Here is a 17,634-nt window from a genome sequence, read left to right as displayed (position 1 = left end):
CCCTGCTTTCGAATGGACCTTTTCCATGGCCACGACGGCATCGACCCGACGCCAATTCCTCTCCCTGCTCGGTCTTTCGGCGGTGGCGGTGGGCTGTGGCACGACCGCCGGTGCCACGTCCGGCAAGGGCGGGACCAAGACGCTCCGCTACCAGGGCTGGGCCGGACAGGTCATCCTGCCGGAGCTGGCCGAGGACCTCGGCTATCTCGGGGACGTGAAGCTGGACTGGGTCGGCAACACCATCAGCGGGCCGCAGGACATCCAGTCCGCGGCGACCGGCCAGATCGACTTCGGCGGCGCGTTCAACGGCGCGGTCGTCAAACTGGCCGCGAACAAGGCCCCCATCAAGGCCGTCATCAGCTACTACGGCGCCGACAAGGACGCCTACAACGGCTTCTACGTCCTTGAGGACAGCCCCCTGCGCTCGGCCCGGGACCTGCTCGGCAGGAAGGTAGGGATGAACACCCTCGGAGCCCACTCCGAGGCCATGCTCGACATCTGGCTGCAGCGGGGCGGTCTGTCGGGGTCGGACATCGGCAAGGTCGAGCCGCTGGTCGTCCCGCCGGTCAACACCGAGCAGACCCTGCGTCAGAAGCAGATCGACGTGGCCGTCCTCGGCGGGCTCCTGCGCGACAAGGCCCTGGCCACCGGAGGCATCCGCCCCCTGTTCACCGACTACCAGCTGCTCGGCGCGTTCAGCGCCGGCACCTATGTGATGACCGACCGCTTCCTGCGGCAGAACCCCGACACCGCACGGACCTTCGTCACCGGCGTCGGAAAGGCCATCGAATGGGCCCGTTCCACTCCACGCGAGGAAGTCGTCGCCCGGATGACGGACATCGTGAAGAAGCGCGGCCGCAACGAGGACCCCGCGCCCCTGAAGTACTGGCGGTCCACGGGCGTCGCCGAGAAGGCGGGCCGTATCACCGGCAAGGAACTCCAGCTGTGGGTCGACTGGCTGACCGAGCGCGGCGACATCAAGAAGGACCAGGTCACGTTGTCGGACCTCTACACCAACGAATTCAACGCCGGCGGGAGCTGACCAGCGTGACGGAATCCACCACACCGAAGATCGAATTCGAGAACGTGTCGAAGGAATTCACCGTCAAGGACCGGAAGGGGGCACGGCAGACCACCCGTTTTACCGCACTCGACGGAATCGACCTGCGGATCGCGGCCGGCGAGTTCGTCGTCCTCGTCGGTCCCAGCGGCTGCGGGAAGTCGACCCTGCTGGATCTGCTCGGCGGTCTCACCCGGCCCTCCGGCGGACGCATCCTGCTGGACGGGCGTCCCGTCGACGGACCGGGCCTGGACCGCGGCATCGTGTTCCAGCAGTACGCGCTGCTGCCCTGGCGCACGGCGCAGGGCAACGTCGAGTTCGGCCTGGAGGCCACCGGCGTCCCGCGCCGTCAACGCGCCGCACGGGCACGGGAGTTCCTCGACCTGGTCGGCCTGACCGGATTCGAGGACCGCCATCCGCACGAGCTGTCGGGCGGCATGCGGCAGCGCGTGGCGATCGCCCGCAGTCTCGCCTACGACCCCGATGTGCTGCTGATGGACGAGCCGTTCGCCGCGCTGGACGCCCAGACCCGCGAGTCGCTCCAGGACGAGCTGCTGCGCATCTGGCAGCGCACCGGCAAGACCGTCGTCTTCATCACGCACGGCATCGACGAGGCCGTCTACCTGGGGCAGCGCGTCGCCGTCATGACGTCCAGGCCGGGCCGCGTCAAGCAGATCGTGCCGGTCGCCCTCGGCTCCCGGGACGCGACGGACGACCTGCGCTCCAGTCCCGAGTTCGCACGCCACCGGCACGAGATCTGGTCGCTGCTGCACGACGAGGTCGCAAGGGCCCAGCAGTTGGAGAAGGAGGCGGCCGCCGTATGAGTTCGGCCATCGACACGGTCACCGAGAAGAGCACGACGTCCGGCTCCACCGAGCTCGCCTCGATCCCCTCCCCCGGGGTGTCGCCGCCGCAGGCGCGCCGGGTCCCCGTCACGACGGCCCGGGTGCGCCGGGTGGTGCGCCGGCTGCCGGAACTGCTGGTGAGCGGGGCGACCAGGTCAGCGGCGATCGTGGCTCTGCTGCTGGTGTGGGAGACCGCGCCGCGCCTGGGGCTGGTCGACCGGACGTTCCTGCCGCCGTTCAGCGAGGTCGCCCGCGCCTGGTGGGAGCTGGCCGCCGACGGCTCGCTCGCCGACAACACCTGGGCCAGCCTGGTGCGTTCGTTCAGCGGCTTCGGGCTCGCCGTGGCGGTCGCCGTGCCGCTCGGACTGCTGATCGGGTGGTACCGGCCGGTGGCCGACTTCCTCGGCCCGCTGCTGGAGGTCTTCCGCAACACCGCGGCGCTGGCCTTGCTGCCGGTGTTCGTGCTGCTGCTGGGCATCGGCGAGACCTCGAAGATCTCGATCGTGCTGTACGCCTGCACCTGGCCGATCCTGCTCAACACCATCAGCGCGGTCCGGGGCGTCGACCCGACGCTGCTGAAGCTGGCGAGGTCGATGGACCTGTCCGCGCCCCGGCTGTTCCAGAAGGTCATCCTGCCGTCCGCGGTACCGGTCGTCTTCACCGGCATCCGGCTGGCCGGAGCGGTCTCCATCCTGGTGCTCGTCGCCGCCGAGATGATCGGCGCCAAGGCGGGTCTGGGCTATCTGATCAACGCCTCGCAGTACAACTTCGCGATCCCGCAGATGTACGCGGGCATCGTCACGATCTCCGCCATCGGAGTGGTTTTCAACCAGTTCCTCGTGGCGGTGGAGCGACGGCTCAGCTCCTGGCGGCTGCCGGCGGACGGCTGACCGGGCGCGCCCGGCGGAAACCCACCCCCCACTTCTCACTGGCACCTCTGAAAGGACACCGCTCATGACCACCAGCACCGGCTTCGACATTCGCAGGATCGGCGGCCGCATCGGCGCCGAGATCCTCGGCGTGGACCTCTCCGGCGACCTCGACCCCGCCCTCGTCTCCGAGATCAACTCCGCGCTTCTGGAGCACAAGGCGCTCGTCTTCCGCGACCAGAACCTCGACGACGCGGGCCAGCTCCGCTTCGCCTCCCTCTTCGGTGAACTCACCGCGGCGCACCCCACGGTGCCCTCCGTCGAGGGCCAGCCGCAGATCCTGCCCGTCGACGGCGACGAGGGCATCCGCGCCAACCAGTGGCACACGGACGTCACCTTCGTCCGCACACCCCCCAAGGCCTCGACGCTGCGCAGCATCGTGGTCCCGCCCTACGGCGGCAACACCCTCATCGCCAACTCGGCCGCCGCGTACCGGGATCTGCCCGAGCCGCTGCGCGAGCTGGCCGACAAGCTGTGGGCCGTCCACACCAACGACTACGACTACGCCGCCCCGAAGAGCGAGAAGGCGGCCGAACACCGCAAGCGGTTCGTCTCCCGCAAGTACCGCACCGCGCACCCGTTCGTCCGCGTCCACCCCGAGACCGGCGAACGGGGCCTGTTCATCGGCGGGTTCGCCCAGAGCATCGTCGGCCTGAGCCCGTCCGACTCGCGTGATCTGCTGCGCCTCTTCCAGGCGTACGTCACCCGCCCGGAGAACATCGTGCGCGTCGTCTGGACGCCGGGCGACGTCGTCCTGTTCGACAACCGCATCACCCAGCACTACGCCCCCGACGACTACGGCGACCTGCCCCGGCTGCTCCACCGTGTGACCGTCGCGGGCGATGTCCCCGTCGGTATCGACGGCACCCTCAGCCGGGTCGTCGAGGGGGACGACGCCTCCCACTACACCCCCGCGGTGGCCTGAGCCGCCCCGGCCGCGGGGAGGGGCACACGTCCCCTCCCCGCGGCTGCGCACGCCGAACGTTCCCCGGGCGGGCGGCGTCATAGCGGTGGCCGTCTTCGAAGGGACCACCGCCATGACCGCCGTATCTCTCGCCGCCCGTGCCGTACTGATCGGCGGAGTGATCTGCGCGGCCGCCGGCTGCGGCACGGACACGCCGGCCGGTACACGGGCGCCGGGCCGCGCACCCTGGCAGGAGCCCGCCTCGTACACCTACACGCTCCGCTCCAGTGAGGGAGAGCGGAGTCTGCTCGGCACCTTCCGGATCTCGGTCCGCGACGGTGCCGTGGTCAGGTCGGTGGGCCTCGACGACATGGGCCGACGCGCCCTGGAAAGCGCCCCCGACGCGGCGCCCACCCTCGGGGAACTCCTGAAGGAGCTGGAGCGGGCTCGGCAGGAGGACGCCCACACGGCCGAGGCGGACTACGCCGCCGACGGTCACCCGGTGCGGATATCCCTGGACCGGGAGGAGAACGCGGTCGACGACGAGGCCCGCTACGTCATCAGCTCCTATGAGCGGACGGACGCCTGACGCCGGCCTCACCGAAACGCGGCCACGTGCTGCCGGGCCCATGCCGCGAAGGTGCGAGGGGCGCGGCCGAGGACCCGTTCGATGTCGGGGCTGATCCGCTGCTCGGCGGGCGTGGGCTCACCGAGGATGGCGAGCGTCGTCTCGATGACGGCCTCGGGCATGAACCGGAGCATCTGGTATCGGGCCTCCTCACGGGTCTGCTCGATGAAGCGGACCGGTTCGCCGAGCGCGTCCGCGATCGACGCGGCCCGTTGCCTCGGTGTGCCGAGCTCGGGCCCGGTCAGCTCGTACGTCCGGCCGGCGTGCCCGCTCTCACGCAGCGCCACGGCGGCCGACTCGGCGATGTCGCCCGGGTCCACCGTGGGCAGGCCGATGTCGGCGAACGGCGCGGCGACGGTCCTGTCGGTGCGTACCGACTCGGCCCAGGCGAACATGTTGGAATGGAAGCCGCCGGGGCGCAGGACGGTCCAGTCCAGGCCCGACTGCCGTACGGCGTCCTCGATGGCGCGTGCCGTTCCACCGTGCGAGGCCGACTCAGGCCGGGTGGCGACTCCTTGTGAGGACAGCAGTACGACGCGCTTCACTCCGCCGGCCTTGGCGACGTCCAGGATGTGCCGGGGGTTCAGCAGAGGGGCGCTGGGCCCGCCGTTCTGCAGGAACAGCGCGTCGGCGCCGTCGAGCAGCGGGCGAAGGCTCTCGGCGTCGGTGAGGTCGGCCTTGCGATGCCGGACGCCCTCCGGAACATCCGCTTCGGTGATGCTCCGAGATGTCGCGGTCACCGGCTCACCGGCCGCCGCGAGGGTCCGCATGAGCGAACTGCCGACATTGCCCGTCGCCCCCGTCACTACGAACATGAGTAACTCCCCTTGTGTGCACAGTGGTTGATGCCGCCCGTAGGCCGGGCGGGACAGGGGGACGCTAACACCGGAAGTAAAGTAGGTACCTACAGGAAAGTGACTGTCCGAGGGGGAAGCGCATGGCCGACGACGCCGCACCGACCGCGTCCGACACGACGACCGAGCCGGTGCTCGCCTGCCCGATCTCGCCGGTCGTCGACATCGTCTTCAGCCGGTGGACCACACCTGTCCTGTGGACCCTGCACGCCCACGGCCGGCAGCGCTTCGTGGAACTGCAGCGGCGCATCGCCCGCATCACCCCGAAGGTGCTGACCCAGCGACTGCGCCAACTGGAGCGCGACGGTCTGATCGTGCGTACGTACCACCCGGAGGTGCCCCCTCGCGTCGAGTACGAGATCAGCGAACTCGGCCGCAGCCTCGCCCCGCTCTTCGCGCATCTCTCCGAGTGGGCGGCCGGCAACCTGGACAAGGTCGACCGGGCCCGCCGCGAGTACGACGGCGACCCGGCTCGCTAGTCCGCCGCCCTACCGGCCCGAGAGACCGCGCGTGACCAGGCCGAGCGCGTCCGCGAGGTGGTCGCGATGTCCGTCCAGCGCTTCCGGGGTGATGCCCCGATCGGCCGTTTCCCGGGCGAAGTCGTCGGCCGCGACCTTGAGTACGGCGCTCATGACGGCGGCCTGCACGCGGACGTCGAACGTGTCGGGCCGCATGCCCATGCGTGCGGCGAGCACCTCGGTGAACGTCTTCTCCGCACGCTCCCGGAGCGCCAGATAGGCGGCGCGCAGCGCGGGTTCGTCGTGGGTGAGCCGGACCACCGCGAGAACGGCCTCGACATCGGCGCCTGACGACGAGTCGATGACCGGCCGATAGGCCGTACGCAGGTGCTCGATCAGGCCGAGGTCGGACGGCCAGGCGTGCAACACCCCCCGGAAGGCGTCGATCATCTGCGTGAGCAGCGGCTCGACACAGCTCTCCTTGGTGGGGAAGCAGCGCCACAGCGTGCGTTCGGAGACCCCGGCGGCTTTCGCGATCTGCTCGCCGGACGTGGCGGCCACGCCCTGCTCGGCGAAGAGCCGGACGGCATGACGGGAGATGTCCAGGCGTTGCCGCCCGCGTTGCTCCTCGCTCACCGGCGGCCGTCCCCGGCGGGGCGCGCGCCCGCCGTCCGCCATGAAGTCCTCCATCAGGCGATCTAAACATGCCCGCGACAAGGGAGGACTGACCGAAACTTTAATGACAGTTACTGCCAACAAACTGCTACGGTCGGGGCGGCTCGAAGATCGCATGCGGAGATCACAGGAGGAACGCCGTGAGCGTTGCCGCCGAGCGTCAGCAACTGCCCTTCGCGAGGCCGAACGTGCTCGACCTCGCCCCTCTGTACGACGTGCTGCGCCGGGAGGCGCCCGTCACGCCTGTCACCACCCCGGCCGGGGATCCCGCCTGGCTGGTCACCCGCTTCGAGGAGGTCCGCGACCTGCTCAGCGACAAGCGCCTCGGCCGCTCCCATCCCGAACCGGAACGTGCCTCACGCCTGACGTCCGCCGCCGTACTGGACGGCCCCACCGGCAACTACGCCACCGAGGAGGCCGACCACACACGGATGCGCCGGCTGCTGACCCCGGCGTTCTCGGCCAAGCGGATGCGGATGCTGACCGATCACGTCCAGCACCTGGTCGACGACTGTGTCGACCGGCTGATCACCGAGCACGCGTCCGCCCCGGACGGGGTCGTCGATCTGCAGGCCGGCCTGGCCTTTCCGCTGCCGGTCGCGGTCATCTGCCGGCTGCTCGGGGTGCCCGAGAGCGACCGTGAACACTTCGCCTCACTGTCGGAGCGCATGTCCGACTACGCCATCGGCGACGCGGCCCACGAGGCGCGGGACGAGTTCAACGCGTACATGACGGGACTCGCCGAGTCCAAACGCGGGCAGCCGGGCGAGGACGTGATCTCGGACCTGGTCCGTGCGCAGAGCACCGACGCGGACTACGACTACGCCGACATGATCCAGCTCTGTGTCGGGCTGCTGTTCGCCGGGCACGAGACCACCGTCAACCGCATCGGCCTGGGCACGCTCTTCCTGCTCACCCGTCCCGACCAGTGGCAGAACCTGACCGCCGACCCTGACGGCCGGGTCAACGCCACCGTCGAGGAGATCATGCGCCTCGGCGCACCCGGCGACCTCGGCCTGCTGCGGTACGCCCACACCGATGTCGATGTCGCCGGTGTCACCATCCGGCGCGGCGACGCCGTGGTCCTGTCGATCAACGCCGCCAACCGCGACTCCTCCGTCTACTCCGACGCCGAGACCTTCGATCCCGACCGCCCCGAACGCAACCACCTCGGTTTCGGCCACGGCGTGCACTTCTGCATCGGCGCGAGTCTGGCCCGTGTCGAACTGCGCATCGTGTTCGCCACCCTGGCGCGTCGGCTGCCCGGTCTGCGGCTGGCCAAGGAGCTGGACGAGCTGGAGGTGCGCACGACCCTCACCGGCGGTGTCACCGAGTTGCCCGTGACCTGGTGATTTCCTGAGGTGACCCCGTGTCAGTGCGACTCGCGGGTCACCTCGGAGCCGCTGGAGCCCACGAGGAAGTCGAGATCGGCGCCCGTGTCGGCCTGGAGGACATGGTCCACGTAGAGGCGCTCCCAGCCGCGCCGGGGGTTGGCGAAGCCGGCGACGGTGGCCTTGCCGGGGCTTCTGCGGGCGAGTTCGTCCGCGGGCACGTCGACGTCGATGCGGCGGGCGTCGACGTCGAGCGTGATGAAGTCGCCGGTCCGTACGAGGCCGAGCGGACCCCCGGCCGCGGCCTCGGGCGCGACGTGCAGGACGACCGTGCCGTAGGCCGTGCCGCTCATCCGGCCGTCGCAGACGCGGACCATGTCACGCACCCCCTGCTCCAGCAGCTTCTTCGGCAGGGGCATGTTCGACACCTCGGGCATGCCCGGATAGCCCTTGGGACCGCAGCCGCGCAGGACGAGAACGGAGTCGGCGTCGACGTCGAGTCCGGGGTCGTCGATCCGGGCGTGGAAGTCCTCAATGCTGTCGAAGACGACGGCCCGGCCCCGGTGCCGGAGCAAGTGCGGGGAGGCGGCGGCCGGTTTCACGAGGGCGCCGTCGGGGGCGAGGTTGCCGCGCAGGACGGCGATGCCGCCCTCGGCGACCAGCGGTTCGGCACGGGTGCGGATGACCTCGCCGTCCCAGATCTCGGCGCCGTCGAGGAAGTCGGCCAACGGCCTGCCGGTGACGGTCAGCGCCTCGGGATCCAGCAGATCGCGCACCTCGCGCAGGACGGCGAGCAGCCCGCCGGCGCGATGGAAGTCCTCCATGAGGAAACGCCCGGCCGGCTGGAGGTCCACCAGGACCGGCACCCGGGAGCCGATGCGGTCGAAGTCGTCGAGCGAGAGGTCGATGCCCAACCGGCCCGCGATGGCCAGGAGATGGACGACGGCGTTGGTCGAGCCACCGATCGCGGCCAGCGCGACGATCGCGTTCCGGAAGGACGCCCCGGTCAGGAACGTCCCGGGTCGCCGATCGGCGCCCACCATGTCCACCGCCAGCCGGCCCGTGCGGTGGGCGGCCTCCAGCAGACGGCTGTCCGGGGCGGGGGTGCCGGCCAGGCCGGGGAGCACGGTGCCCAGCGCCTCGGCCACCAGCGCCATCGTCGAGGCCGTGCCCATGGTGTTGCAGTGTCCGCGGCTGCGGATCATCGCCGACTCGGAGCGGGCGAACTGCTCCTGGGAAAGCGTGCCCGCCCGGACCTCCTCCGACAGCTTCCACACGCCGGTGCCGCAGCCCAGCAGGCCGCCGCGGAAGGTGCCGTTCAGCATGGGGCCGCCGGGAACCACGACCGCGGGCAGGTCCACCGAGGCCGCGGCCATCAGCAGCGACGGGATCGTCTTGTCGCAGCCGCCGAGCAGGACCACGCCGTCGACGGGGTTGGCCCTGAGCATCTCCTCCGTGGCCATCGCGGCCATGTTCCGCCACAGCATGGCGGTGGGCCGCACCTGCGTCTCCCCCAGCGACACCACGGGCAGGTCCAGCGGGATGCCGCCCGCCTCGTACACGCCGCCCCGGACCGAGGCCGCGACCTCGTTCAGATGCGCGTTGCAAGGAGTCAGGTCCGAGGCGGTGTTGGCGATCGCGATCTGAGGCCGGCCCGCGAAGGCGTCGTCCGGCACTCCGCGCCGCATCCAGGCCCGGTGTATGTAGGCGTTGCGGTCCTGTCCCTCGTACCACTGCGCGCTGCGGAGCCTCTCCATGGAACCCTTCCGATAGACGGTACGGAGGTCTGAGTTCCGGAACGTGATCAAGCATAAGCAGCCGGTGCGCGGATCGACAGACCCCGTCGAGCGCGTCAGAAACCCGTCAATATTCGCCCGCGGGGCGCCAGAACCCCGTCAGCGGGGGCCACAGAGCCCTGACGGCCGCCTATTTTCAGGGCATGGAACGGAGCTCACCGGCGGCCCCGGTCGGCGACCGCCACTGGCGTGACGGTGCGCGGCTCGCGGTGTGCTGCACGCTGGTGTTCTGTGCCATGTGCCTGCTCGTCGACTGGGACGCCGGAAGCCTGACGCTCACGCGTGCCCTGCTCTGGGGCGTCCTGTCGGCCACGGTGCTCGGCGTCCTGCTGCCGCCGCAGGTGAGCGCGGGCCCCGGCTGGCTGGCGGTACGCACCCCCTGGCGCCGGATCGTCATCCGCACGGACGCGCTGACGGCCGTACGTCAGTACGACGGCGTCTCCTCCCACCTGGTCCTGCGGGACGTCCACGGCCGGCGCCTGGAACTCGACCCCCGGATCCTCGCGGCCAACCCGCTGCTCTGGCACGAACTCGACACGGGCGTCCGCCGCTCCCTGGAGCGTGGCACGCTGCGCCACGGCGCGGATGTCCTGGAGCGGCTCGGCCACCGCATCGACGACGAGACGGGGCACGCGGTGTTCCGGGCCTCCGGGCTCTCCTGACTCCGGCGGCGCTTTCGGGGGCCCGGCCGAGCGCCGGTGCACCTCCCCGGCGCGTGACAGCTCCGGGTCTCTCATCCCTCACACGATGGGTTTGTCCGGGTTCCCCTGGCCTCGTCCGGTTCTGGGATGCGTAACTGCTTGACCGGGGGCGGGAATTCCGCCTCCGCGACCGGAGGTGACCGCTGTGAACGAAGCGCTCATGGCCATGGAGACCGTGGACTTCTACGAGCCGCCGCTGCTGGCCGAGGCCGGGGCGTACGCCGACCTCACCCAGGGCGAGGGAGGCGGCGAGCCCGAAGGCGAGTTCTTCTACCACGACGAGTGACCCACACCCTCGTACCGGTCCGTGGCTCTCACGCCGCGGGCCGGTACCCGGTCCGCCCCCACGTGGTCACCCACCCCCTCTTGGAGAGGCCCATGCACTCCACCCCGGGCTGCTGGTTCGTCGTTCTCCCCGACCGGGACCTCCACCCCCGCGTCATGGCCCGACTCCGGGAAACCGCCCGCCCGGACACGCTCCGGGTCGTGCCGCATCCCTCCGGCCGGCCGTGGCTGGCCGGCCGCTGGACCGGCGAGGAGATGACCGTCTGCACCGCCGGTGCGGTACGGCTGGCCGTCGCCGGCACCTGCTCGCTCGACGCCGGACAACTCGCCGTACGGGCCCGGCGGATCGGCGATCCTGCGCACATCGAGGCGGCCCTGTCGGGCGCCCACGGCTGTTTCCATGTCATCGCCTCGGTCGCCGGGCACACGTATGTGCGGGGCAGTCACTCGGGGCAGCGGAGGGTGTTCCGGGCCGAGGTGGAGGGGGGCACGGTGTGCGCCGACCGCTCCCTGACGCTCGCCCGGCTGACCGGAGCCGCGCCGGACACCGCGCGGCTGGCCCTGCACCTGGCCGGTGGCCGCGTCCCGCACCCGCTCGCCGGGGGTGCGCTGTGGGGCGGGGTGTACGGCGTGCAGCCGGGGCAGGCCCTGGAGTCGGGGCCGGACGGCAGGGTGCGTACCCGCGTCTGGTGGCAGCCGCCCGTGGCCGAACTGCCGCCGGCCGAGGCCGCCGCCGGTCTCAGGGAGGCACTGCGCCGGGCGGTCGCGCTGCGGGTCGGCTCCGGTGAGGTGGCGGGTGCGGATCTGTCCGGCGGTATGGATTCCACCTCCCTGTGCTTCCTGGCCGCCGAGGCGGGCGCGCGGCTGGTCGCCGTCACTCTGGACTGGAGCGCGCCCACCAACCAGGACCGCGCCTACGCGGACCACGCCGCCGCCCGTCTGCCCGGCATCGAGCATCTGGTGTTCCCTTCCGCGGATCTGCCGGGTCACTTCAGCGGCCTCGACGTACGCGGTGAGCCCACCGACGAGCCGACGGCGGCGCCGCGCGACCGGGCACAACAGCGGCACCTGGCCGAGGCCATGCTCACGCGCGGGGCCGGACTGCGGCTGTCGGGGCACGGCGGGGACCAAGTCGTGCAGCCGCCGCCCGCCTATCTGCACGCGCTGCTGCGGCATTCGCCGACGACCGGGCTCAGGCACGCCGCCGGGCGTCGCGCGCGGCACCGATGGCCGCTCGGGGCGATGGTGCGCGCCCTGGTGGACGGCCGCTCGTACGCGGCGTGGCTCACCCAGGCCGCAGAGCACCTGATCGCGCCGGCGGCACCGACCCCGCTGGGCTGGGGCCCGGGCCCGCGGCTCCCGGCGTGGGCGAGCGCACAGGCGGTCGAGCTCTGCCGCGAGCAGTTGCGGGCGGCGGCGCACCGGGCCGAGCCGCTGCACCGCGACCGTGGCCGGCACGCTTGGATCGCCATGGTGCGCCAGGCAGGCCGGGCCGCCGGGCCCCTCAGCCACCGCGCAGCGCTCGCGGGCCTGCCCGCCCATACGCCGTTCTGCGACGACGCCGTCATCGACGCCGCTCTCGCCGCACGCCCGCACGAGGCGTCGACCCCGTGGTCGTACAAGCCGCTGCTCGCCGCCGCCATGAACGGACTGGTCCCCGACCACATCCTGTGCCGGACCACCAAGGACCACTGCGGGGCCGAGTGGCGGGAGGGCCTGCGGCGACAGCGGCGCACCCTGGCCGCCTGGGCCGAGGACTCCCGGCTGGTGGCCGCGGGCGTGGCCGACGCCGATGAGCTGCGCCGGGCACTGCTCTCGCCGCAACTCCTCACCGGCGGGGCCCCGGAACTGGAGGCCACCCTCGGCGCGGAAGCGTGGCTGCGCGACCTGGAACACCACGATGCCCGACACGACGCACAGGAGAAGGACGTTGCACCGACTTCGCCCTGATGTCACCGCCTGCGCCACCGGCGACGGCATGGTGCTGCTCGACGAGCGCACCGGCCGGTACTGGCAGCTCAACGGCACCGGCGCACTCGTCGTCACGGCGCTCCTCGACGGCGCCGCACCGGACGAGGTGGCCGACCGCCTCGCCTCGACCCGCCCGGTGAACCGTGAGCGCGCCGCCGCCGACGTCACCGCCCTGCTCGACCACCTCCTCAAGGAAGCGCTGGTGACCGCCTCGTGAGCCAGGTCCTGGACACCGGCGGCGTCCGGCCGCCGGTGAGCCGCCGTATCGCCGCCCGCACCGCCGTCGCCGCCGCCCGGCTCATCGCGCTCCTGCCGCCCCGCCGCATCCGCACCGCCCTGCGCCTGGCCCGCCGCGGCGCCCGGCCTGCCCGCTACGACGAGGCGCTCCGGGCCCGGCAGGACGTGACCGCCGTCAGCACCCTGTGCGCGGGCCGCTACTGCCTCCCACGCTCCCTGGCCACCGCCTTGCTGTGCCGGATGCGGGGCCACTGGCCCACCTGGTGCTCCGGGGTGCGCACCGCACCCTTCGCCGCCCACGCCTGGGTGGAGGCGGACGGCCGCCCCGTCGGTGAACCCCCGGACACCGCCGCCTACCGGACGCTGATCACGGTGGAGGCGCCGCACGACGGGACAGATCGTCCCGGGAGTGCCGCCGCCATTCGCTGGGGCTGGTGCCGTAGGTCTCGCGGAAGCGGCGGGAGAAGTGGGCGGGATGAGCGAAGCCCCAGGAGCGGGCGATGGCTTCCACCGTGCGATGGGCCTGTTCCGCCGCTGCCAGGTCCTCGCGGGCGCCCTCGAGACGACGGCGGATGACCCATTTCTCGAGGCTCAGTCCGCCTTCCTCGCACAACCGGTAGAGGGTGCGCACGGAGATGCCGTGCGCCCGGGCGACGCGCTGCGGTGTGAGATCCGGCTCGGTGAGATGTGCGCGCAGATAGGCCAGGACCCGGGTGAACAGGGTCTCCCGCGCCACCTCCCGGCGCGTGGGATCGTCTCCGGCGGCCGAGACGATCAGAGCCCGGGTGAGGTGCACGGTCGCGGCGGCGAGGGCTTCCGCCTCGGGGCCGCCGCTGAACCGGTCCGCGTGCCGGCGCAGCCCGCGGATGTGCTGCACCAGCAGCGGTTCGACGGGGCTGTGGTGCAACAGCGGGACGGCGGCCCGCACCGTGTCGACGGGCAGGGCGAGATGGGCGATGTCGAGCGAGAAGGCCACCGAGCGGCCGGTGCCCGACCATCCGTACTCGTGTGAGGCGACCATGTGGGGACTCAGGCCGACGCCGTCCGGCCCCAGCCGCCGCTGATATCCGTCGCAGCCGTAGGCCCCCGTGCCGAACCCTTCGGCCTGCGTCATGATCGAGACGGTGTCCACCAGTTCGCGGCGCGTCTTGCGATAGGAGCGCACGAAGCGCGCCCCCGTGCCGCGGGTGTCGAACAGGGTGAGGGGACCGATGTGCCAGACCTCCAGCCGCTTCCACATCGTCGGCGCCGGTTCGTCCTCCTCGACGACGTCGACTCCGCCCTCCCGCGCGACCACGGTGCGCAGAGCCTCGTAGCGGTCGGCGGCGGGTAAGCCGTCGGTGTCGAGAACCAGCACGGCGCCTCCCAGGCTGCGGTAGCGGCCCGTCGCCGCTGCTTCCCCGAGGAGAAGTCTGCGGCGTGCGAGCCACTCGCGACAAAGGTGGGTTCATCGGACACCTGACTCGGCGGCTCCGTTACGCGGTCCACCGTCGGGTGCGATGCCCGAGAGCGTCGTGGCACAGAGGGGCAAGGCTCCGGCACACAGGGCACAGCCGCCGGGTCGGCGCCCGTGCGATGCTCCCCTTCACCACTGCTTCACGTTCCGCAGAGCCACTGATCGATGAGCCGGAAGATCCCCTGCCACCGGGAGAGTTCCCATGCCATTCGTCACCGCAGCCGACGGAGCGCACCTCCACTACAAGGACTGGGGCGAGGGCCGCCCGGTCGTGCTCAGTCACGGCTGGCCGCTGAACGCCGACAGCTGGGAAGCCCAGCAACTGCTCCTGGCCACCCACGGATTCCGCGCGATCGCGCACGACCGACGCGGACACGGACGTTCCGAGCAGACCTGGACCGGCAACGAGATGGACACCTACGCCGACGATCTGGCCGCCCTCATCGACACGCTCGACCTGCGCGACATCACGCTGGTCGGGTTCTCGACGGGCGGCGGCGAGGTCGCCCGCTACGTCGGCCGGCACGGCACCGCCCGGGTCGCCCAGGTCGTCCTGGTCTCCGCCGTACCGCCGCTCATGCTCAGGACCGACGACAACCCGGGCGGGCTGCCGGTCGAGGTGTTCGACGCGATCCGGGCCGGTTCGCTCGCCGACCGGTCACAGCTCTACCGCGATCTGGCCGACGGGCCGTTCTTCGGCAACAACCGCCCCGGCGCCGCCGTCTCCCAGGGCGTCCGCGACGCCTTCTGGCTCCAGGGACTGCAGGCCGGGCACCGGAACGCCCACGAGTGCGTCGCCGCCTTCTCCGCCACCGACTTCCGCCGGGACCTGGACGCCATCGACGTCCCCACGCTCGTCATCCACGGCGACGACGACCAGATCGTGCCGTTCGAGGTGGGCGGCAAGGCGTCGGCGGCGCGCATCAAGAACGCGACGCTCAAGGTCTACGCGGGCGCTCCGCACGGCATCACGGACACGCACAAGGAGCGGCTCGGAGCGGACCTGCTCGACTTCCTCAACTCCTGACGTCTCAGGGCGACTTCTGGCTTCTGACGTCTCACTCCTGACTTCTCACTCCTGGCTCCTCACTCCTGACTCCGGAAGGAACCACTCGATGATTCCCGAAGGCCGGTCCCGCCGCGGCGTGCTCGGCGGGCTGATCGCGGCGGGCGGCGCCCTGACGCTCGGGGCCGCGGCCACACCCGCCGCAGCCGGTACCGGTGCCGGTGCCGACCGGTCGGGCGCCAAGGCGACCGTCGTCCTCGTCCACGGCGTCTTCGCCGACGCGTCCGGCTGGAACGCCGTCACCGCGCGGCTGCTCAAGGCCGGTCACCAGGTCCTCGCCCCGGCCAACCCGCTGCGCGATCCGGCAGGTGACGCCGCCTACCTCTCCGGCATCCTCGCCGGCCTCTCCGGTCCGGTGATCCTCGTCGGCCACTCCTACGGTGGCGAGGTCATCACCAACGCCGCCCGGGGCCACGCCCACGTCAAGGCGCTCGTCTACGTCGCCGCCTTCGCGCCCGACGAGGGCGAGAGCGCGTTGCAGCTCGCCCGCAAGTTTCCCGGCAGCAGGCTGGAGGACGCACTGGTGCTCCGTCCGCTGCCGGACGGCTCCGACGCCGAAGGCTCCATCGATCCGGCGAAGTTCCACGACGTCTTCGCCCAGGACCTGCCACGCGCCAGCACCGGGGTGATGGCGGTCTCCCAGCGCCCCGGCAGCGTGGGCGGGCTGGCGGGCCCCAGCGGTGTACCGGCGTGGCGGAGCCTGCCCTCCTGGTACGTCGTCGCCGGAGCCGATCGTGTCATTCCGCCCGCCCTTCAGCGGTTCATGGCCGGTCGGGCCGGCAGCAGGACCGTAGAAGTGAAGGGTGCCTCGCACGTCGTGATGATGTCCCGGCCGGACGCCGTCGTGCGGCAGATCGAGGCCGCGTACCGCGCCACCCGCTGAGACCCTCCGGAAGGAACAGCAGCCATGAGCACCCCGGACACCATCGTCCTCATCCACGGCTTCTGGGTGACACCCCGCAGCTGGGAACACTGGATCGACCACTACAAGAAGCGCGGCTACCGCGTCATCGCGCCCGCCTACCCCGGCTTCGAGGTGGAGGTCGAGTCGCTCAACGCCGACACCGCGCCCATCGAGAAGGTCACCGTCGAGGAGATCGTCGCAGGCCTGGAGCAGGAGGTCCGGGCCCTGGACAAGCCACCCATCCTGATCGGCCACTCCGCCGGCGGCGTGTTCGTCCAGCTCCTGCTGGACCGCGGCCTGGGCGCGGCCGGGGTGGCCATGTGCTCCGCGCCCACGGAGGGCGTCGCCGTCGTGCCGCTGACACAGATCAAGGCGGCCTTCCCGGTCCTGAAGAACCCGGCCAACCGGCATCGCGCGGTCGGTCTGACCGCCGAGCAGTGGCACTACGCCTTCACCAACACCTTCTCGGAAGAGGAGTCGAAGGCCCTGTACGAGCGGTACGCGATCCCCGCCTCCGGCGCCATCTTCTGGGACAGCGCCCTGGCCACCCTGCGCCCCGGCCACCAGAGCACCTACGTCGACTACCACAACGACGCCCGTGCGCCGCTGCTGTTCGTCTCGGCGGAGAAGGACCACCTGATGCCGCCCAAGGTGCAGCAGTCCAACGCCCGGCACTACAAGTCGAACACGGTCACCGAGATCAGGGAGATCCCGGGCATGCCGCATCTGCTCCCGGCGGCACCCGGCTGGGAGGAGGTCGCCGACCAGGCCCTCGACTGGGCGCTTGAGCACGCCCGGTAGAACATGAGCCGGAGGGGGCCCGACGCGCGAACGCCCGCCCCGTGTACGCGGGCGGGCGTTCGACCGTCCTCAGGTGTGGTGCGGCAGGTGTCAGTCCACGATCACCCCGGCAGGTGCCACCGGAGCCGGCCCGGCGAGGGCGCCGCCGAAGTTCCCCTCGACCTCTGACTTCTCCGCCGCGTTCGGATACGGGTTCGTGCACGCGGTGCCCGCGGTGGAGCCGGACATCAGGCTGGAGCACGGTCCGGGCTTGCGATCCGGCAGGCCCAGGATGTGTCCGAGTTCGTGGGCGGAGATGCGAATGGTGTTGTAGCCCTGGTCCACGGCCTGGCGCCCGATGTAGACGGTTCCGTTGCCCAGGGTGGTGGGCAGGGCGCGCGGCCAGCCGTTGTCCGCGAGGACCCGGATGTTCGCGCGTTGCCCGGCGGCGACCGGCCGCAACTCGACGGCGTCGACACTCTCGTTCCAGATGGCCGCGCCCCGGTCGACCGCGCTCCTGAACTCCGCGGAACCGCTGGCGTCGTAGAGGAGGACACGGGCGGCGAGGGCCGCACCCTCCGCGTCGGGAGAAGCGGCCACGGCCTGGCCACCGGCCAGGGAGAAGGACACCACCAGGGCAGCGGCCAGACCGCCGGTCAGCTTACGGACGTGCATGATCGACCTCCTTGTGGGGGAAGGCAGTCGTGCTCATGACATTTCCTGGCCCACTGCCCAGCGGAGCCGAAGGTGAATC

At 71.5% G+C, this 17,634-nt stretch carries 19 protein-coding genes and 1 pseudogene; 15 read left to right on the top strand and 5 right to left on the bottom strand.

Features of this window, described 5'->3' with window-relative positions:
• Positions 1–25: 25 nt before the first annotated feature.
• The 5 genes from NNW99_RS37250 to NNW99_RS37230 all read left to right on the top strand — a co-directional run bounded on the left by NNW99_RS37250 (position 26) and on the right by NNW99_RS37230 (position 4,327).
• The gene (locus NNW99_RS37250; RefSeq protein WP_215123757.1) at positions 26–1,042 is read left to right on the top strand and encodes an ABC transporter substrate-binding protein; all 1,017 of its coding nucleotides are present in this window, start codon (positions 26–28) and stop codon (positions 1,040–1,042) included.
• A gap of 5 nt (positions 1,043–1,047) precedes the next feature.
• Positions 1,048–1,884, top strand: a complete 837-nt coding sequence (locus tag NNW99_RS37245) for an ABC transporter ATP-binding protein (RefSeq protein ID WP_215123749.1) — start codon at positions 1,048–1,050, stop codon at positions 1,882–1,884.
• Entirely contained in the window at positions 1,881–2,795 is a 915-nt protein-coding gene (locus NNW99_RS37240; RefSeq protein WP_215123747.1) for an ABC transporter permease, read from the top strand. The genes NNW99_RS37245 and NNW99_RS37240 overlap by 4 nt, the downstream gene beginning before the upstream one ends.
• Positions 2,796–2,859: 64 nt before the next feature.
• On the top strand, positions 2,860–3,759 hold the full coding sequence (locus NNW99_RS37235; RefSeq protein WP_215123746.1) for a TauD/TfdA family dioxygenase: 900 nt from the start codon (positions 2,860–2,862) through the stop codon (positions 3,757–3,759).
• 112 nt (positions 3,760–3,871) lie between these two features.
• On the top strand, positions 3,872–4,327 hold the full coding sequence (locus tag NNW99_RS37230) for a DUF6174 domain-containing protein (RefSeq protein WP_215123744.1): 456 nt from the start codon (positions 3,872–3,874) through the stop codon (positions 4,325–4,327).
• A gap of 8 nt (positions 4,328–4,335) precedes the next feature.
• Here NNW99_RS37230 and NNW99_RS37225 read toward each other — a convergent pair whose 3' ends face one another.
• Positions 4,336–5,181 carry an NAD(P)H-binding protein gene (locus tag NNW99_RS37225; protein ID WP_215123742.1) on the bottom strand — a complete coding sequence of 282 codons (846 nt, stop codon included), beginning with the start codon at positions 5,179–5,181 and terminating at the stop codon, positions 4,336–4,338.
• Positions 5,182–5,303: 122 nt separating this feature from the next.
• Here NNW99_RS37225 and NNW99_RS37220 point away from each other — a divergent pair, with 122 nt between their 5' ends.
• Positions 5,304–5,699: a helix-turn-helix domain-containing protein gene (locus NNW99_RS37220; RefSeq protein WP_215123740.1), complete on the top strand. Its 396-nt coding sequence runs from the start codon at positions 5,304–5,306 to the stop codon at positions 5,697–5,699.
• A 9-nt stretch (positions 5,700–5,708) separates the two neighbouring features.
• Here NNW99_RS37220 and NNW99_RS37215 read toward each other — a convergent pair whose 3' ends face one another.
• A complete protein-coding gene (locus NNW99_RS37215; RefSeq protein WP_251058040.1) occupies positions 5,709–6,368 on the bottom strand; it encodes a TetR/AcrR family transcriptional regulator in 660 nt (219 codons plus the stop codon).
• A 125-nt stretch (positions 6,369–6,493) separates the two neighbouring features.
• Between NNW99_RS37215 and NNW99_RS37210 the strand changes: the two genes are divergently transcribed.
• On the top strand, positions 6,494–7,705 hold the full coding sequence (locus NNW99_RS37210; protein ID WP_215123738.1) for a cytochrome P450: 1,212 nt from the start codon (positions 6,494–6,496) through the stop codon (positions 7,703–7,705).
• A 20-nt stretch (positions 7,706–7,725) separates the two neighbouring features.
• Here NNW99_RS37210 and NNW99_RS37205 read toward each other — a convergent pair whose 3' ends face one another.
• On the bottom strand, positions 7,726–9,441 hold the full coding sequence (locus tag NNW99_RS37205; RefSeq protein WP_215123736.1) for an IlvD/Edd family dehydratase: 1,716 nt from the start codon (positions 9,439–9,441) through the stop codon (positions 7,726–7,728).
• 182 nt (positions 9,442–9,623) lie between these two features.
• Here NNW99_RS37205 and NNW99_RS37200 point away from each other — a divergent pair, with 182 nt between their 5' ends.
• The 5 genes and pseudogenes from NNW99_RS37200 to NNW99_RS37180 form a co-directional block, all read left to right on the top strand.
• Positions 9,624–10,142 (top strand): hypothetical protein, encoded by a 519-nt coding sequence (locus NNW99_RS37200; protein ID WP_215123735.1) that lies wholly within the window; start codon positions 9,624–9,626, stop codon positions 10,140–10,142.
• 184 nt (positions 10,143–10,326) lie between these two features.
• Positions 10,327–10,467 (top strand): lasso RiPP family leader peptide-containing protein, encoded by a 141-nt coding sequence (locus NNW99_RS37195; protein ID WP_215123733.1) that lies wholly within the window; start codon positions 10,327–10,329, stop codon positions 10,465–10,467.
• A 92-nt stretch (positions 10,468–10,559) separates the two neighbouring features.
• Positions 10,560–12,416, top strand: coding sequence for an asparagine synthase-related protein (locus NNW99_RS37190; RefSeq protein WP_215123731.1), 1,857 nt, complete (start codon positions 10,560–10,562; stop codon positions 12,414–12,416).
• A complete protein-coding gene (locus tag NNW99_RS37185) occupies positions 12,397–12,654 on the top strand; it encodes a lasso peptide biosynthesis PqqD family chaperone (RefSeq protein WP_251058039.1) in 258 nt (85 codons plus the stop codon). The genes NNW99_RS37190 and NNW99_RS37185 overlap by 20 nt, the downstream gene beginning before the upstream one ends.
• Positions 12,651–13,031 (top strand): annotated as a pseudogene (locus NNW99_RS37180) (lasso peptide biosynthesis B2 protein); the annotation flags it as partial. The gene NNW99_RS37185 and the pseudogene NNW99_RS37180, both read left to right, overlap by 4 nt.
• A 10-nt stretch (positions 13,032–13,041) precedes the next feature.
• Here NNW99_RS37180 and NNW99_RS37175 read toward each other — a convergent pair.
• Positions 13,042–14,031: a helix-turn-helix domain-containing protein gene (locus NNW99_RS37175; RefSeq protein WP_215123727.1), complete on the bottom strand. Its 990-nt coding sequence runs from the start codon at positions 14,029–14,031 to the stop codon at positions 13,042–13,044.
• 301 nt (positions 14,032–14,332) lie between these two features.
• Between NNW99_RS37175 and NNW99_RS37170 the strand changes: the two genes are divergently transcribed.
• The 3 genes from NNW99_RS37170 to NNW99_RS37160 all read left to right on the top strand — a co-directional run bounded on the left by NNW99_RS37170 (position 14,333) and on the right by NNW99_RS37160 (position 16,901).
• On the top strand, positions 14,333–15,157 hold the full coding sequence (locus NNW99_RS37170; protein WP_215123725.1) for an alpha/beta fold hydrolase: 825 nt from the start codon (positions 14,333–14,335) through the stop codon (positions 15,155–15,157).
• Positions 15,158–15,245: 88 nt separating this feature from the next.
• Positions 15,246–16,079, top strand: coding sequence for an alpha/beta fold hydrolase (locus NNW99_RS37165; protein ID WP_215123723.1), 834 nt, complete (start codon positions 15,246–15,248; stop codon positions 16,077–16,079).
• A 24-nt stretch (positions 16,080–16,103) separates the two neighbouring features.
• The gene (locus NNW99_RS37160; RefSeq protein ID WP_215123721.1) at positions 16,104–16,901 is read left to right on the top strand and encodes a carboxylesterase; all 798 of its coding nucleotides are present in this window, start codon (positions 16,104–16,106) and stop codon (positions 16,899–16,901) included.
• Between the two features lie 90 nt (positions 16,902–16,991).
• Here the strand turns inward: NNW99_RS37160 and NNW99_RS37155 are convergent, their stop codons facing one another.
• Positions 16,992–17,555: a snapalysin family zinc-dependent metalloprotease gene (locus tag NNW99_RS37155; protein WP_215123714.1), complete on the bottom strand. Its 564-nt coding sequence runs from the start codon at positions 17,553–17,555 to the stop codon at positions 16,992–16,994.
• Positions 17,556–17,634: the final 79 nt, after the last annotated feature.

The organism is Streptomyces sp. CRCS-T-1 (genome assembly GCF_024442335.1).
Taxonomy (GTDB): domain Bacteria; phylum Actinomycetota; class Actinomycetes; order Streptomycetales; family Streptomycetaceae; genus Streptomyces; species Streptomyces koelreuteriae.
Note: the sequence above shows the minus strand (reverse complement) of the source record. Positions and strands in the feature narration are given on the sequence as shown.

Excerpts from the sequence above, each read along its gene's own strand:
- NNW99_RS37250 (WP_215123757.1), top strand. The coding sequence starts at position 26 with ATGGCCACGACGGCATCGACCCGACGCCAATTCCTCTCCCTGCTCGGT.
- NNW99_RS37240 (WP_215123747.1), top strand. The coding sequence starts at position 1,881 with ATGAGTTCGGCCATCGACACGGTCACCGAGAAGAGCACGACGTCCGGC.
- NNW99_RS37235 (WP_215123746.1), top strand. The coding sequence starts at position 2,860 with ATGACCACCAGCACCGGCTTCGACATTCGCAGGATCGGCGGCCGCATC.
- NNW99_RS37230 (WP_215123744.1), top strand. The coding sequence starts at position 3,872 with ATGACCGCCGTATCTCTCGCCGCCCGTGCCGTACTGATCGGCGGAGTG.
- NNW99_RS37225 (WP_215123742.1), bottom strand. The coding sequence starts at position 5,181 with ATGTTCGTAGTGACGGGGGCGACGGGCAATGTCGGCAGTTCGCTCATG.
- NNW99_RS37220 (WP_215123740.1), top strand. The coding sequence starts at position 5,304 with ATGGCCGACGACGCCGCACCGACCGCGTCCGACACGACGACCGAGCCG.
- NNW99_RS37215 (WP_251058040.1), bottom strand. The coding sequence starts at position 6,368 with ATGGAGGACTTCATGGCGGACGGCGGGCGCGCGCCCCGCCGGGGACGG.
- NNW99_RS37205 (WP_215123736.1), bottom strand. The coding sequence starts at position 9,441 with ATGGAGAGGCTCCGCAGCGCGCAGTGGTACGAGGGACAGGACCGCAAC.
- NNW99_RS37200 (WP_215123735.1), top strand. The coding sequence starts at position 9,624 with ATGGAACGGAGCTCACCGGCGGCCCCGGTCGGCGACCGCCACTGGCGT.
- NNW99_RS37190 (WP_215123731.1), top strand. The coding sequence starts at position 10,560 with ATGCACTCCACCCCGGGCTGCTGGTTCGTCGTTCTCCCCGACCGGGAC.
- NNW99_RS37170 (WP_215123725.1), top strand. The coding sequence starts at position 14,333 with ATGCCATTCGTCACCGCAGCCGACGGAGCGCACCTCCACTACAAGGAC.
- NNW99_RS37165 (WP_215123723.1), top strand. The coding sequence starts at position 15,246 with ATGATTCCCGAAGGCCGGTCCCGCCGCGGCGTGCTCGGCGGGCTGATC.
- NNW99_RS37160 (WP_215123721.1), top strand. The coding sequence starts at position 16,104 with ATGAGCACCCCGGACACCATCGTCCTCATCCACGGCTTCTGGGTGACA.
- NNW99_RS37155 (WP_215123714.1), bottom strand. The coding sequence starts at position 17,555 with ATGCACGTCCGTAAGCTGACCGGCGGTCTGGCCGCTGCCCTGGTGGTG.